This window comes from Streptomyces sp. NBC_01176 (assembly GCF_045039825.1).
In the GTDB taxonomy this organism is placed as follows: domain Bacteria; phylum Actinomycetota; class Actinomycetes; order Streptomycetales; family Streptomycetaceae; genus Streptomyces.
Window position 1 is genome coordinate 7,039,622 of sequence record NZ_CP108600.1, and the last position, 15,110, is coordinate 7,054,731.

The following is a 15,110-nucleotide window of genomic DNA, read 5'->3' on the forward strand; positions in this document are numbered from 1 at the left end:
ACCCCCAGTGTCCGCATGTTGGAACGGAGTATCCGGTTCCCGAGAACCGCTCCATCATGTAACCTGCACGAAATTTTGCATCCCCCCAGCAGAGGGCCAGAGTCGTCCCTCGGCACATGCTCCCCCAGACGCCTTCGAAGCGCTGGGAGGTGCCCCCAGCCACGACGACGACGGGAGAGCCGATGCGTTCGCCGCGCCAGCCGTCCCAGCACTCCACGAATGGCCAGAACTGGTCCTTCATGGATGCTCGCCCTGCTGCTCAGGGTATGTACGACCCCCGCAACGAGCACGACGCCTGCGGCGTCGGCTTCGTGGCCACCCTCACCGGCGAGGCGAGCTACGCGCTGGTCGAGCAGGCGCTCACCGTGCTGCGCAACCTGGAACACCGAGGTGCCACCGGCGCCGAGCCCGACTCGGGCGACGGCGCGGGCATCCTGTCCCAGGTCCCGGACGCGTTCCTCCGCGAGGTGGCCGGATTCGAGCTGCCCGAGGCCGGCGCCTACGCGGTGGGCATCGCCTTCCTGCCCGGCGACGGCACCGAGGACGCCGTCTCACGGATCGAGACGATCGCCGCCGACGAGGACCTGACCGTCCTCGGCTGGCGCCAGGTGCCCGTCGCCCCCGACCTCCTCGGCGCCACCGCCCGCTCCACGATGCCCGTCTTCCGCCAGATCTTCGTGACCGACGGCGCCAGCAAGGGCATCGACCTCGACCGCAAGGCGTTCGTGCTGCGCAAGCGCGCCGAACGCGAGGCCGGCGTGTACTTCCCGTCGCTCTCCGCGCGCACCATCGTCTACAAGGGCATGCTGACCACCGGCCAGCTCGAACCCTTCTTCCCGGACCTGTCCGACCGCCGCTTCGCCTCCGCGATCGCGCTCGTGCACTCCCGGTTCTCCACCAACACCTTCCCGAGCTGGCCGCTCGCCCACCCGTACCGCTTCGTCGCGCACAACGGCGAGATCAACACGGTCAAGGGCAACCGCAACTGGATGAAGGCCCGCGAGTCCCAGCTGGCCTCCGACCTGTTCGGCGACAAGGGCCTGGAGCGGGTCTTCCCCGTCTGCACACCGGACGCCTCCGACTCGGCCTCCTTCGACGAGGTGCTCGAACTCCTCCACCTCGGCGGCCGCTCGCTCCCGCACTCCGTGCTGATGATGATCCCGGAGGCGTGGGAGAACCACGGCTCCATGGACCCGGCCCGTCGCGCCTTCTACCAGTTCCACTCCACGATGATGGAGCCCTGGGACGGCCCGGCGTGCGTCACCTTCACCGACGGCACCCAGGTCGGCGCGGTCCTCGACCGCAACGGTCTGCGCCCCGGCCGCTACTGGGTCACCGACGACGGCCTCGTCGTCCTCGGCTCCGAGGTCGGCGTCCTCGACATCGACCCCGCGAAGGTCGTCCGCAAGGGCCGCCTCCAGCCGGGCCGCATGTTCCTCGTCGACACCGCCGAGCACCGCATCATCGAGGACGACGAGATCAAGGCCGGCCTCGCCGCCGACCTGCCCTACGCGGAGTGGCTGGAAGCCGGCGAGATCGAGCTCTCCGACCTCCCCGAGCGCGAGCACATCGTGCACACCCACGCCTCGGTCACCCGCCGCCAGCAGACCTTCGGCTACACCGAGGAGGAGCTGCGGATCATCCTCGCGCCGATGGCCAACGCCGGCGCCGAGCCGATCGGCTCGATGGGCACGGACACGCCGATCGCCGCCCTGTCGCAGCGCCCGCGTCTGCTCTTCGACTACTTCACCCAGCTGTTCGCCCAGGTCACCAACCCGCCGCTGGACGCGATCCGCGAGGAGCTCGTCACCTCGCTGCGCTCCTCGCTGGGCCCGCAGGGCAACCTCCTGGAGCCGACCGCGGCCTCCTGTCGCAGCGTCACCCTGCCCTTCCCGGTGATCGACAACGACGAGCTGGCCAAGCTCATCCACATCAACGCCGACGGCGACATGCCCGGTATGAAGGCCGCCACGCTCTCCGGTCTCTACCGCGTCTCCGGCGGCGGTGACTCGCTGGCCGCGCGGATCGAGGAGATCTGCTCCGAGGCCGACGCCGCCATAGACAACGGCGCCCGCCTGATCGTGCTCTCCGACCGGCACTCGGACGCCGAGCACGCCCCGATCCCCTCCCTGCTGCTGACCGCGGCCGTCCACCACCACCTCATCCGCACCAAGCAGCGCACCCAGGTGGGCCTGCTGGTCGAGGCGGGCGACGTCCGCGAGGTCCACCACGTGGCCCTCCTCATCGGCTTCGGCGCCGCGGCGGTCAACCCGTACCTGGCCATGGAGTCGGTCGAGGACCTGGTCCGCGCCGGCACCTTCCTCCAGGGCATCGAGGCCGAGCAGGCCATCCGCAACCTGATCTACGCGCTCGGCAAGGGCGTCCTCAAGGTCATGTCCAAGATGGGCATCTCCACCGTCGCCTCCTACCGCGGCGCGCAGGTCTTCGAGGCCGTCGGCCTGGACGCGGAGTTCGTCGGCCGGTACTTCAGCGGCACCGCCACGAAGATCGGCGGAGCCGGTCTCGACGTCATCGCCAAGGAGGTCGCCGCCCGGCACGCCAAGGCCTACCCGGCCTCCGGCATCGCGCCCGCGCACCGCGCCCTCGACATAGGCGGCGAGTACCAGTGGCGCCGCGAGGGCGAACCGCACCTGTTCGACCCGGAGACGGTCTTCCGCCTCCAGCACTCGACGCGCTCCGGCAACTACGACATCTTCAAGAAGTACACGGACCGGGTGAACGAGCAGTCCGAGCGCCTGATGACGCTCCGCGGCCTGTTCGGCTTCGCCTCCGACCGCCCGTCGATCCCGGTCGACGAGGTCGAGCCGGTCAGCGAGATCGTCAAGCGCTTCTCCACCGGCGCCATGTCGTACGGCTCCATCTCCAAGGAGGCGCACGAGACCCTCGCCATCGCCATGAACCAGCTGGGCGGCAAGTCCAACACCGGTGAGGGCGGCGAGGACGCGGACCGGCTGTACGACCCGGCGCGCCGCTCGTCCATCAAGCAGGTCGCCTCCGGCCGCTTCGGTGTGACCTCGGAGTACCTGGTCAACGCCGACGACATCCAGATCAAGATGGCACAGGGCGCCAAGCCCGGCGAGGGCGGCCAGCTGCCCGGCCACAAGGTGTACCCCTGGGTCGCCAAGACCCGGCACAGCACCCCCGGCGTCGGCCTGATCTCCCCGCCGCCGCACCACGACATCTACTCCATCGAGGACCTGGCTCAGCTGATCCACGACCTCAAGAACGCCAACCCGCAGGCCCGCATCCACGTGAAGCTGGTCTCCGAGGTCGGCGTCGGCACGGTCGCCGCGGGCGTCTCCAAGGCACACGCAGACGTGGTCCTCATCTCCGGCCACGACGGCGGCACCGGCGCCTCCCCGCTCACCTCGCTCAAGCACGCGGGCGGACCCTGGGAGCTCGGGCTCGCCGAGACCCAGCAGACCCTGCTGCTCAACGGCCTGCGCGACCGGATCGTCGTCCAGACCGACGGCCAGCTGAAGACCGGCCGCGACGTCGTCATCGCCGCGCTGCTCGGCGCCGAGGAGTTCGGTTTCGCGACCGCGCCGCTCGTCGTCTCCGGCTGCGTCATGATGCGCGTCTGCCACCTGGACACCTGCCCGGTCGGCATCGCCACCCAGAACCCGGTGCTGCGCGACCGCTTCGCCGGCAAGGCCGAGTACATCGTGAACTTCTTCAAGTTCATCGCCGAAGAGGTCCGCGAGATCCTCGCCGAACTGGGCTTCCGCACCATCGAGGAGGCCGTCGGCCACGCCGAGCACCTCGACGTCACCCGGGCCGTCGACCACTGGAAGGCGCAGGGCCTGGACCTGTCCCCGCTCTTCCACGTGCCCGAACTGCCCGAGGGCGCGGTGCGCCACCGGGTCATCGCACAGGACCACGGACTGGAGAAGGCCCTCGACAACGAGCTGATCAAGCTCGCCGCCGACGCGCTGGCCGCGAACTCCCAGACCGACGCCCAGCCGGTCCGCGCCCAGGTCCCGATCCGCAACATCAACCGCACGGTCGGCACCATGCTCGGCCACGAGGTGACGAAGAAGTTCGGCGGCGCGGGCCTGCCCGACGACACCATCGACATCACCTTCACCGGCTCGGCGGGCCAGTCCTTCGGTGCCTTCCTGCCGCGCGGTGTCACCCTGCGTCTGGAGGGCGACGCCAACGACTACGTCGGCAAGGGCCTCTCCGGCGGCCGGGTCGTCGTCCGTCCCGACCGGGGCGCCGACCACCTCGCCGAGTACTCGACGATCGCGGGCAACACCATCGCGTACGGCGCGACGGGCGGCGAACTCTTCCTGCGCGGCCGCACCGGCGAGCGCTTCTGCGTCCGCAACTCCGGCGCGACGGTGGTCTCCGAGGGCGTGGGCGACCACGGCTGCGAGTACATGACCGGCGGCCACGCCGTCGTCCTCGGCGAGACGGGACGCAACTTCGCGGCCGGCATGTCCGGCGGCATCGCGTACGTCGTCGACCTCGACCGCGACAACGTCAACGCCGGCAACGTCGGCGCCGTCGAGGAGCTCGACGACACCGACAAGCAGTGGCTGCGCGCCGTGGTGCGCCGCCACCAGGAGGAGACCGGTTCGACGGTCGCCGGGAAGCTGCTCGCCGAGTGGGACACCGCGGTCGACCGCTTCAGCAAGATCATCCCCAGCACGTACAAGGCAGTGCTCGCCGCCAAGGACGCCGCCGAGCGAGCCGGACTCACGGAGTCCGAGATCACCGAGAAGATGATGGAGGCGGCGACCAATGGCTGATCCCAAGGGCTTCCTCAACCACGGTCGCGAGGTCGCCAGGACCCGCCCCGTCGAGGAACGCGTCAAGGACTGGAACGAGGTCTACGTTCCGGGTGCGCTGCTCCCGATCATCTCCAAGCAGGCCGGCCGCTGCATGGACTGCGGCATCCCCTTCTGCCACAACGGCTGTCCGCTGGGGAACCTGATCCCCGAGTGGAACGACTACGCCTACCGCGAGGACTGGCAGGCCGCGTCCGAGCGTCTGCACGCCACGAACAACTTCCCGGAGTTCACGGGCCGGCTGTGCCCCGCTCCGTGCGAGTCGGCGTGTGTGCTCGGCATCAACCAGCCCGCCGTGACCATCAAGAACGTCGAGGTCTCGATCATCGACAAGGCGTGGGACAGCGGGGACGTCGCCCCGCAGATCCCCCAGCGCCTGTCGGGCAAGACCGTCGCGGTCATCGGTTCGGGCCCGTCGGGTCTGGCCGCCGCCCAGCAGCTGACCCGGGCCGGCCACACGGTCGCCGTCTACGAGCGCGCCGACCGCATCGGCGGCCTGCTGCGGTACGGCATCCCCGAGTTCAAGATGGAGAAGCGGCACATCAACCGCCGTATCGAGCAGATGCGCGCGGAGGGCACCCGCTTCCGCACGGGCATCGAGATCGGCCGCGACCTCAAGGCGACCGACCTGCGCAAGCGGTACGACGCGGTGGTCATCGCCGCCGGTGCCACGACCGCGCGGGACCTGCCGGTGCCCGGCCGCGAACTCAAGGGCATCCACCAGGCCATGGAGTACCTGCCGCTGGCCAACAAGGTCCAGGAGGGCGACTACGTGGCGCCCCCGATCACGGCCGAGGGCAAGCACGTCGTGGTCATCGGCGGCGGCGACACGGGAGCGGACTGCGTGGGCACCGCCCACCGCCAGGGCGCGGCCTCGGTCACGCAGCTGGAGATCATGCCCCGGCCGGGCGAGGAGCGGAACCCCGGCCAGCCCTGGCCGACGTTCCCCATGCTCTACAAGGTCACCTCGGCGCACGAGGAGGGCGGCGACCGCGTCTACTCGGTCTCCACCACCCATTTCGAGGGCGACGAGGACGGCAACGTCCAGTGGCTGCACCTCTCCGAGGTCGAGTTCGTCGACGGCAGGCTGAACCAGAAGCCGGGCACGGAGCGCAGGATCCCCGCCCAGCTGGTCACCCTGGCGATGGGCTTCACCGGCACCGACGTCGAGAACGGCGTGGTCGCCCAGTTCGGCCTGGAGCTGGACGCACGCGGCAACATCGCCCGCGACGCCGACTTCGCGACCAACGTGCCCGGCGTGTACGTTGCCGGTGACGCGGGCCGCGGCCAGTCCCTGATCGTGTGGGCCATCGCGGAGGGCCGTTCGGCCGCCCGCGGGGTCGACCGCTTCCTGACGGGCGCCAGCGACCTGCCGGCCCCGATCCGCCCCACGGACCGTTCCCTGATGGTCTGACGCTCCACCCCAACAGACGTCCCGTACAAAGGCGTACGGAACTGAACGCGGCGCCTGCCTTGTCCCCGACCGGACGGTGGTGGGCGCCGTGGTGCGTCCCGGCCCGGCCGGTTACCGCGGCACCCTGTACGTCTCCCCGTACACCTTCCACTCCAGCGGTGTGTCCAGGTCGAGGTTGCCGTCGTACAGGAACTTCCGCTGGGCCGTGTCGATCCGGGTCGTGTCGTGGTGGGCGCTCTCGGACTTCATGGCGGTGCGGCGGATGTCCAGGAAGATGTCGAGGTAGGACTTCTCGGAACCGCCCTCGGCCGGGGTGTCGGCCTGGGCCATGGCGCGCCGGCGCAGCCCGTAGAAACCGTCGGGGCCGGTGCCGGGGCCGTGCATGACCATGGCGTCGTAGTAGACGAACTGCCCCAGCGTGCCCAGCCCGTCGAGCTTGGCACGGCGGACCGCGGGGTCGAAGTAGACGCGGTCGCGCTCGGCGTCCTGGGCCTTCCGGAAGGCGGCCACCGCGGCCTCCTTGCGCCAGGCCGCCGGGAAGCCCGGGTCGAGACCCTCGTGGGAGTCGGTGCCGTCGACCCTGCGCAGCGCGGGCAGATAGCGGGCGAGGCCGTTGCCCGGGTGGTCCTTCGTGTAGCGCTCGACCAGGACGAGCAGGTCGTGGGTGCCGGTGCAGAAGCCGATGAGGCCCGCCGTGTAGCCCTGGCCGTCGCCGATGTCCTCGATGTAGCCGTACGCGCTGCGCCAGTCCAGTGTGGAGTTCTCGGCGCTCGCCACGATCTCCTGGGCCAGCTCCTTCTTGTCCGGCGCGGCGAGGCCGGCGCCTGCCGGCCGTCCGGCGCCCTGCCGGCCCGGGGACCCGGCCGCCTCGCCCGAGCCCTGGAACCCGGGGACGAAGAAGTAGAGCGCCGCCGCGGCCAGGGGGAGGACCGCGAGCAGAAGGAGACGTGCGCGTTTCATGCCCCCAGCGTAGGGACCGGCCGGGACAGCCCTCAGACCGCTCCGTTCCTCAGCGCGGAGACCTTTCCGACGGCGAGCACCACCAGCAGGACCAACAGCCCCGCGCACACGGCGCCTTGGACGAGGGCACGCCGGCCGTCCCGGGGTGCGTACGCGTACGCGAAGGTGACCACGCCGCCCGCCAGCAGACCGCCGAGGTGGGCCTGCCAGGAGGTGTATCCCGCGGAGATCAGCAGCCACAGCAGCAGGCCCGCCATGATGCGGTTGACGGCGTTCATGTCCGCGCCCAGGCGGCGGGCCATGACGTAGTACGCGGCGCCCAGTCCGAAGATCGCGCCCGACGCGCCGAGCGTGGGCGCGTCCGGCGCGAGCAGCAGCACCAGGACGGAACCGCCGAGCGCGGACAGCAGGTACAGGGCGAGGTACCGGACCCTGCCGAGCTGGGCCTCCACCACCCGTCCCAGGTTCCACAGGGCGACCATGTTCATCACGATGTGCACGATCCCGAACGTGCCTTCGGTGGGCGGCAGATGGAGGAACGCGCCGGTCAGCGTCCGATACCACTCACCGTCGACCACGCCTTCCGGACGGAAGTCCGCCGGGTGGTGTGCCTGCCAGAGGTAATGTCCGCCGTCCGGCCCCGTCAGCCTCGCGCCCAGCATCTCGAACCGGTCCACGATCGCCGGGCGCACCACCTCGCCCAGGTAGGCCAGCACGTTCAGCGCGATCAGGGCGTACGTCAGCACGGGCACCGCGGAGATCCGGCCGCCGAACGCCGTGCGGGCCTGCCGGACGGACCGGGCGCCCTCCTTCACGCACTCCACGCAGTGGTGGCCGACGGCCGCCTCGCGCATGCAGGCCGGGCAGATGTAGCGGTCGCACCGGGTGCAGCGCACGTACGACTCCACCTTGGGGTGCCGGTAGCAGGTGGTGACGGCGGGCTCGACGGGGTTGGCTGACGCGGCGGGTTCGGCGGACTCGGATTCCACGGCCGGCTCCTTGGCGGTACGGACATGCGGGAGAGGAAGGGTGAGCCGGTGGGGTCGGCGGCGAACAAAATAGCGAACACGGGTGTACGGGCGGGACGGCAGGGGGCCGCCGTGGTGACGTAATCTCGGCACTCCCGCCCAGCTCACCGCACCGAAGCCCGACCCGAGCCGCACCGGGGCGGGATCCGAGCCGCCCCGGAACAGCGTCCGAGCCGCACCGGAGCCGTACCGAAGGGAGCCCGTATGCCCGGCATCAGTCTCAGCAAGGTGGAGGAGACCGCGCCCGCGCTGGTCAGTCTGTACAAGACCGCCGGTGTCTCCCTCGCCCGGCACGGGCTGGGCGGGCAGCGGGCCGCGGTGTACCTGGTGGTCGACTACTCCGGTTCGATGAAGCCGTACTACCTCGACGGCAGTGTGCAGGCGCTCGCCGACCGGGTGCTCGGCCTGTCGGCACATCTCGACGACGACGGCACGGTTCCGGTGGTCTTCTTCTCCACGGACATCGACGCGGTCACCGACATCGCGCTCTACGACCACCAGGGGCGGGTGGAGCGGATCGTGGCGGGGCTCGGGCACATGGGCAGGACCAGTTACCACCTGGCCATGGACGCGGTCATCGACCACTACCTCGACAGCGGCTCCAAGGACCCCGCCCTCGTGGTCTTCCAGACCGACGGCGGACCGGTCAACAAGCTCGCCGCCGAGCGGTACTTGTGCAAGGCGGCGAAGCTCCCGCTGTTCTGGCAGTTCATAGGGTTCGGTGACCCGGACAGCAAGCAGTTCGACTTCCTGCGCAAGCTCGACGAGTTGGCCGTCCCGCAGAAGCGGGCGGTCGACAACGCCGGTTTCTTCCACGCCGGTTCGGATCCCCTCGAGGTGAGCGACGAGGAGCTGTACGACCGGATGGTCGGCGAGTTCCCGCAGTGGCTGGCGGCGGCGCGGGCCCGGGGGATCGTACGGTGACCGTACGGCTGCTGGCCGCCGCCGGGCGTACGGCGGTGCCCTGGAAGAACGGTGGCGGGGTGACGCGGGAGATCGCCGCGTGGCCGGAGGGTGCCGGCATGGACGACTTCCGGTGGCGGGTGAGCCTCGCCGACGTCGGCGCCGACGGCCCGTTTTCGTCGTTCGCCGGAGTGGACCGCACCCTCACGATGGTCGAGGGCGCGGGGATGGACCTGACCGTCGGCGGCGAACACCACCGGGTCGACACGCCCTTCGTGCCGCGGTCCTTCCCCGGAGACCTGCCCACCGGCTGCCGACTGCTCGGGGGCCCGGTCGTGAACCTCAACGTCATGTGGCGCAGGGGCGACGGGGCGGTCCCTGCCGTCACGGTCGCGCGGGGCGGCGCGGCCGTCGCCGTGCCGGCGGCCCCGGCCGTGCTGGTCGTCGCGCTCGACGGCACCGCCGTGCTGGCCGGCCTGACCCTCGCCCGGTACGACGCCGCGCTGCTGACCGGTGAGGACGCCGTGCTGCGGGCGACCGGCCGCACCGCCGTCGTCCGGCTCGCGGCACCGGCCCCGCCCGCCGCACCGACCGACCCGTGACGCCCCGTTGGCTTCGGGGAGGCGCCATGCCACCCTGGTGGGCCGAGGGGGGCGACGCATGGACGTGCGAGAGAGCAACTCCGGTCAGGGCGAGGACACTTCGGGGGGCGCCCGGGAGACGGCGGCCGGCCGGCCCGACGCGGCCGGCCGGGGCGAGCGGCTGGCGGACTGGGCCGACGGGCGGCTCGGGCTGTACGCGCTGGCCAGGACCAATCTGCGCAAGGTGTTTCCGGACCACTGGTCCTTCATGCTCGGAGAGGTCTGCCTCTACAGCTTCCTCGCCCTGATCCTGACCGGCGTCTACCTCACGCTCTTCTTCGAACCGAGCGCGGCCGAGGTCGTCTACCACGGCTCCTACACACCGCTCGACGGCATCACCATGACCCGGGCGTACGAGTCCACGCTGGACATCAGCTTCGAGGTGCGCGGCGGTCTGCTGATCCGGCAGATCCACCACTGGGCGGCGCTCGTCTTCCTCGCCGGGATGCTCGTGCACATGATGCGGGTCTTCTTCACCGGCGCCTTCCGCAAGCCGCGCGAAGTCAACTGGCTCTTCGGCTGGACCCTGTTGATGCTCGGCCTCATCACCGGGCTGACCGGCTACTCGCTCCCCGACGACCTGCTCTCCGGCACCGGCGTCCGCTTCGCCCAGGGCGCGATCCTGTCGGTCCCGGTCGTGGGGACGTACCTCTCCTTCTTCCTCTTCGGAGGGGAGTTCCCCGGCCACGACATCATCCCGCGCTTCTTCCCGATCCACGTCCTGCTGCTGCCGGGGATCATGCTGGGACTGGTGGTCGCCCATCTGATCCTGGTCTTCTACCACAAGCACACGCAGTACCCCGGCCCCGGCCGGGACCAGAAGTCGGTCGTCGGCATGCCGTTCATGCCGGTCTACATGGCGAAGGCGGGCGGGTTCTTCTTCCTGGTCTTCGGGGTGCTGTCGATCATGGGGGCGGTCGCGACCATCAACCCGGTCTGGGCCTTCGGGCCCTACCGGCCGGACCTGGTGACGACCGGCGCGCAGCCCGACTGGTATCTCGGGTTCTCCGAGGGCCTGATCCGGGTGATGCCGGGATGGGAGATCAACGCCTGGGGCCACACCCTGCAACTGGGCGTCTTCATCCCGTTCTCGCTCTTCCCGCTCATCATGACCGCCATCGCCGTCTATCCGTTCGTCGAGGCGTGGATCACCGGGGACCGGCGCGAGCACCACATCCTGGACAGGCCGCGCAACGTCCCCACCCGCACCGGGCTCGGCGTCGCCTGGCTGACGCTGTACGGAGTGCTGCTGGTCGGCGGCGGCAACGACCTCTGGGCCACCCACTTCCACCTCTCCATCAACGCGATCACCTGGTTCGTCCGCGTCGCCGTCTTCGTCGCGCCCGCGCTCGCCTTCGTCCTCACCCGGCGGATCTGCCTGGGACTTCAGCGAAGGGACCACGAAAAGGTGCTGCACGGAAGGGAGTCGGGGATGATCCGGCGGCTGCCGCACGGCGAGTACGTCGAGGTCCACGAACCGCTCTCGCCCGCGCAGCGGTTCACGCTCACCCAGCACGAGCAGCCGCCGCCGTACGAACTCGGCCCGCTCGTCGACGCGAACGGCGTCGCCCGCCGCGTCGGCCCCGGCCGCAGACTGCGCGCCCGGCTGGCGCGGGCCATGTACGGGCCCGGTACACAGATCCCGAAGCCGACGGCCGAGGAGTACCGGGAGATCACGAGCGAGCGGCACGACCACTGAGGACGGCCGCCCGGCACTCGGCCGGGCCGCCCCAGGCGGTGCGCAGGGAGCGGGCCCTGGCCAGCCACAGCGACAGGTCGTGCTCGGCGGTGTAGCCGATCGCGCCGTGCAGCTGAAGTGCGGCGCGCGCGGTGGCGTACGCCGCCTCGCAGGCGCTGACCTTGGCGGCGGCGACGTCGGCGGGTGCCATGGTCAGGGCCGCTCCGAAGAGCAGCGGGCGCGCGAAGTCCAGGGCCGTCCGCGCGTCGGCGAGCCGGTGCTTGACGGCCTGGAACGAGCCGACGGGGACACCGAACTGGGTGCGGCGCCGGACGTGGGCGACCGTCCGGTCGAGGAGCGTGAGACCGACACCCAGGGCCTGGGCGGCGGTGGCGAACCGGGCCCAGGTGAGGGCGTGTTCCACGGGGGGCGCGGCGGACAGGAGTTCACCGCCCGCGGTCAGCGGGGTGAGGTGGCGGGCGGGGTCCAGACAGCCGCGGACCGGACCGCGGCCGGGGGCCAGACGCAGTTCGCCTGCGGTCAGGGCGAGGCGGACGGCCGCCGCGTCGCCGTCCAGCGCGTACGAACCGTCGAGGGCCAGGGTCGCCTGCGCCTCGCCCGAGACCAGTGCCGGAAGCAGCCGCTCCGCGGGGCCGGGGTCCGCCAGCTCCGCCAGCAGGGCTGCCACCGCGACCGTCTCCGCCAACGGTCCCGGCACCGCGTGCCGCCCCAACTCGACGAAGCCCACCGCCAGTTCCACCGGGAGCGGGCCCAGTCCCCCGTAGGCGGCCGGCACCGCCAGCGCGAACACGCCCGCCGCGGCGACCCGGGACCACAGCGCGCGCCCGCTGCCGTGCTCGCCCCGGCTCCAGTCCCGTACGACCGACGGTGTGTCCGCGGCCGTCAGCATGGCGTCGAGGGAGCCGGCGAACGCGCGCTGTTCGGCATCGAGGAGGAAGCGCATCAGCGGCGGCCCTTCGGGAGGCCGAGCAGGCGCTCGGCGACGATGTCGCGCTGGATCTCGTTCGTGCCGGCGTAGATCGGGCCGGCGAGGGAGAACACATACCCCTCGGACCAGTCCGTGTCCGCCGCCTCGCCCTCCTGGCCCAGGAGATCGAGCGCGGTCTCGTGCAGCGCGATGTCGTACTCGGACCAGAAGACCTTGTTCAGACTGGCCTCCGGGCCGATGCTCCCGCCGTCGAGGAGGCGGGAGGCGTGGGCGTAGGCGAACAACTGGTACGCGCGGGCGCCGATCAGCGCGTCCGCCACCCGGTCCGCGGCCCACGCCGGGCTGTCCCGGCTCCGCCACAGGGCGAACAGCCGGTCCGCGGCGGCCAGGAAGCGGCCGGGGGAGCGGAGCCGCAGCCCGCGTTCGTCGCCCGCCGTCGACATGGCGATCCGCCAGCCCTGGCCGGGCTCGCCGATCACGTCCTCGTCGGGGACGAAGACCTCGTCCAGGAAGATCTCGGCGAAGGCCGGCTTCCCGTCGAGGCGGCCGATCGGCCGGACCGTGACGCCGGGGGCCCGCAGGCCGAACATCAGATAGGTCAGCCCCTGGTGGGGTTTCGGCGTGTCGGGGTCGCTGCGGAACAGTCCGAACGCGCGATCGGCGAAGGCGGCACGCGACGACCAGGTCTTCTGGCCGCTCAGCAGCCAGCCCCCTTCGGCGCGCACCGCGCGGGAGGTGAGGGACGCCAGGTCGGACCCGGCCTCCGGCTCGGACCAGGCCTGCGCCCAGACGACCTCACCGGTGGCCATGGAGGGCAGCACCCGGGCCCGCTGCCGCGGTGTGCCGTGCTCGAAGAGGGAGGGCGCCAGCAGGTTGATGCCGTTCTGGGTGACACGGCCCGGCGCGCCCGCCGCGTAGTACTCCTCCTCGAACACCAGCCAGCGCACGATGTCCGCGTCCCGGCCGCCGTACGCCGCCGGCCAGGACACCACCGACCAGCGGTCCGCGGCCAGTTCGGCCTCCCACGCGCGGTGGGCGGCGAAACCCTCCTCGGTCTCCAGGGAGGGGAGCGGGGCGCTCGGCACATGGGCGCCGAGCCAGGCCCGGACCTCGGCGCGGAACGCCTCGTCGGCGGGGGAGTGCGTGAGATCCATCGACGTGACCTCTCGACGGCGAGCTTCCCTAACAAGTGTTTGGTAGGTTAGCTTGGCGGTATGAGCGACGTCGAGACTCCCGCCTACGAACCGGGGCACGGACTGCTGAGGGGACGCACGGCCGTCGTCACGGCCGCCGCGGGCGCGGGCATCGGCGGGGCCACGGCGCGCAGGCTCCTGGAGGAGGGCGCGCGGGTGGTCATCAGCGACGCGCACCCGCGCCGCCTCAAGGAGAGCGAGGAAGCCCTGGCCGCCGAGTTCGGCACCGGGAACGTCTCCGCGCTGCCCTGCGACGTGACGGACGAAGGACAGGTGGAGGCCCTGTTCGCGCGGGCGGACGACCTCCACGGCGGACTGGACGTCGTCGTCAACAACGCGGGTCTCGGCGGCACCTCGGCCCTGGTCGACATGACCGACGCACAGTGGTCGAAGGTCCTCGACGTGACCCTGGGCGGCACCTTCCGGTGCACCCGCGCCGCACTGCGGCGCTTCAAGGAACAGGCCGGCGGCGGCGTGATCGTGAACAACGCCTCCGTCGTCGGCTGGCGCGCCCAGGCGGGCCAGGCGCACTACGCCGCCGCCAAGGCCGGGGTCATGGCGCTCACCCGCTGCGCCGCGATCGAGGCCGCCGCCTACGGGGTCCGGGTCAACGCGGTGTCCCCCAGCCTCGCCATGCACCCGCACCTGGCGAAGGTGACCACCCCCGAACTGCTGGCGGAACTGACGGGCCGTGAGGCCTTCGGCCGGTACGCGCAACCCTGGGAGGTGGCCAACGTGATCGTGTTCCTGGCGTCCGGCTACTCCTCGTACATGACCGGTGAGGTCGTCGCCGTCAGCAGCCAGCATGCCTAGGGCGTGTCGCGGAACTCCCGTCGTCCGCCCGGACGCCGCTCCTTCACGGGCAGACGCCGCCCGCCGCGGCACCGGCATCACAATGGACCGGTGCCTACCAAGAAGAAGCCCCAGGTGACCGCCACCCCCCAGCGCCGCCGTGAACTCCTCGGCCTCGCCGCCGAGGTCTTCGCCGAGCAGGGCTACAACGCCACCACCGTACGCAGGATCGCGGACCAGGCCGGGATGCTCGCGGGCAGTCTCTACTACCACTTCGACTCCAAGGAATCGATGCTGGAAGAGATCCTGCGGACCTTCCTCGACGAGCTCTGGGACGGCTACGACACCGTCCTGGCCGCCGGACTCGGCCCCCGGGAAACCCTGGAGGCACTGGTCACCGAGTCCTTCCGGGAGATCGACCGGCACCGCGCCGCCGTCGCGATCTACCAGAAGGAGTCCCGGCACCTCGCCGCCCAGCCGCGCTTCGCGTTCCTCGCCGAATCGCAGCGCAACTTCGAGAAGGCGTGGCTGAGCACGCTGGAGCGCGGCGTCACCGCCGAGGCCTTCCGGTCCGACCTCGACATCCGGCTCACCTACCGGTTCGTGCGCGACACCGTCTGGGTCGCCGCGTCCTGGTACCGGCCCGGCGGACAGCACAGCCCGGAGGAGATCGCCCGGCAGTACCTGTCGATGGTGCTGGACGGGATCTCCGTACGCCCCTGACCCCGTCCGCGGAGG

At 71.2% G+C, this 15,110-nt stretch carries 11 protein-coding genes; 7 read left to right on the forward strand and 4 right to left on the reverse strand.

The window, feature by feature from the left end:
* The first annotated feature begins 266 nt into the window (after positions 1 to 266).
* Positions 267 to 4,775 carry a glutamate synthase large subunit gene (gltB, locus tag OG199_RS30460; RefSeq protein ID WP_401798615.1) on the forward strand — a complete coding sequence of 1,503 codons (4,509 nt, stop codon included), beginning with the start codon at positions 267 to 269 and terminating at the stop codon, positions 4,773 to 4,775.
* On the forward strand, positions 4,768 to 6,228 hold the full coding sequence (locus OG199_RS30465) for a glutamate synthase subunit beta (RefSeq protein WP_405832150.1): 1,461 nt from the start codon (positions 4,768 to 4,770) through the stop codon (positions 6,226 to 6,228). The genes gltB and OG199_RS30465 overlap by 8 nt, the downstream gene beginning before the upstream one ends.
* Before the next feature lie 111 nt (positions 6,229 to 6,339).
* On the opposite strand, the gene OG199_RS30470 is transcribed toward OG199_RS30465, so the two are convergent.
* Positions 6,340 to 7,188: a chitosanase gene (locus OG199_RS30470; protein ID WP_405832151.1), complete on the reverse strand. Its 849-nt coding sequence runs from the start codon at positions 7,186 to 7,188 to the stop codon at positions 6,340 to 6,342.
* 32 nt (positions 7,189 to 7,220) lie between these two features.
* Positions 7,221 to 8,177, reverse strand: a complete 957-nt coding sequence (locus tag OG199_RS30475) for a rhomboid family intramembrane serine protease (RefSeq protein ID WP_405832153.1) — start codon at positions 8,175 to 8,177, stop codon at positions 7,221 to 7,223.
* Between the two features lie 243 nt (positions 8,178 to 8,420).
* Here OG199_RS30475 and OG199_RS30480 point away from each other — a divergent pair, with 243 nt between their 5' ends.
* The 3 genes from OG199_RS30480 to OG199_RS30490 are packed head-to-tail and all read left to right on the forward strand — an operon-like array spanning position 8,421 to position 11,459.
* Positions 8,421 to 9,140 (forward strand): vWA domain-containing protein, encoded by a 720-nt coding sequence (locus tag OG199_RS30480; RefSeq protein ID WP_405832154.1) that lies wholly within the window; start codon positions 8,421 to 8,423, stop codon positions 9,138 to 9,140.
* Positions 9,137 to 9,721, forward strand: coding sequence for a HutD family protein (locus OG199_RS30485; protein ID WP_405832156.1), 585 nt, complete (start codon positions 9,137 to 9,139; stop codon positions 9,719 to 9,721). The genes OG199_RS30480 and OG199_RS30485 overlap by 4 nt, the downstream gene beginning before the upstream one ends.
* A gap of 58 nt (positions 9,722 to 9,779) precedes the next feature.
* The gene (locus tag OG199_RS30490) at positions 9,780 to 11,459 is read left to right on the forward strand and encodes a cytochrome bc complex cytochrome b subunit (protein ID WP_405832158.1); all 1,680 of its coding nucleotides are present in this window, start codon (positions 9,780 to 9,782) and stop codon (positions 11,457 to 11,459) included.
* Here the strand turns inward: OG199_RS30490 and OG199_RS30495 are convergent.
* Entirely contained in the window at positions 11,434 to 12,402 is a 969-nt protein-coding gene (locus tag OG199_RS30495; protein WP_405832160.1) for an acyl-CoA dehydrogenase family protein, read from the reverse strand. The genes OG199_RS30490 and OG199_RS30495 overlap by 26 nt on opposite strands.
* A complete protein-coding gene (locus OG199_RS30500; protein WP_356803291.1) occupies positions 12,402 to 13,541 on the reverse strand; it encodes an acyl-CoA dehydrogenase family protein in 1,140 nt (379 codons plus the stop codon). The genes OG199_RS30495 and OG199_RS30500 overlap by 1 nt, the downstream gene beginning before the upstream one ends.
* A 60-nt stretch (positions 13,542 to 13,601) precedes the next feature.
* Here OG199_RS30500 and OG199_RS30505 point away from each other — a divergent pair, with 60 nt between their 5' ends.
* Positions 13,602 to 14,393, forward strand: a complete 792-nt coding sequence (locus OG199_RS30505) for an SDR family oxidoreductase (protein WP_356803289.1) — start codon at positions 13,602 to 13,604, stop codon at positions 14,391 to 14,393.
* A gap of 90 nt (positions 14,394 to 14,483) precedes the next feature.
* On the forward strand, positions 14,484 to 15,095 hold the full coding sequence (locus OG199_RS30510) for a TetR/AcrR family transcriptional regulator (RefSeq protein WP_405832163.1): 612 nt from the start codon (positions 14,484 to 14,486) through the stop codon (positions 15,093 to 15,095).
* Positions 15,096 to 15,110 lie beyond the last annotated feature (15 nt).

Coding starts and splice junctions, on each gene's coding strand:
- gltB (WP_401798615.1), top strand. CDS start 267: ATGTACGACCCCCGCAACGAGCACGACGCCTGCGGCGTCGGCTTCGTG.
- OG199_RS30465 (WP_405832150.1), top strand. CDS start 4,768: ATGGCTGATCCCAAGGGCTTCCTCAACCACGGTCGCGAGGTCGCCAGG.
- OG199_RS30500 (WP_356803291.1), bottom strand. CDS start 13,541: ATGGATCTCACGCACTCCCCCGCCGACGAGGCGTTCCGCGCCGAGGTC.
- OG199_RS30490 (WP_405832158.1), top strand. CDS start 9,780: ATGGACGTGCGAGAGAGCAACTCCGGTCAGGGCGAGGACACTTCGGGG.
- OG199_RS30505 (WP_356803289.1), top strand. CDS start 13,602: ATGAGCGACGTCGAGACTCCCGCCTACGAACCGGGGCACGGACTGCTG.
- OG199_RS30480 (WP_405832154.1), top strand. CDS start 8,421: ATGCCCGGCATCAGTCTCAGCAAGGTGGAGGAGACCGCGCCCGCGCTG.
- OG199_RS30470 (WP_405832151.1), bottom strand. CDS start 7,188: ATGAAACGCGCACGTCTCCTTCTGCTCGCGGTCCTCCCCCTGGCCGCG.
- OG199_RS30495 (WP_405832160.1), bottom strand. CDS start 12,402: ATGCGCTTCCTCCTCGATGCCGAACAGCGCGCGTTCGCCGGCTCCCTC.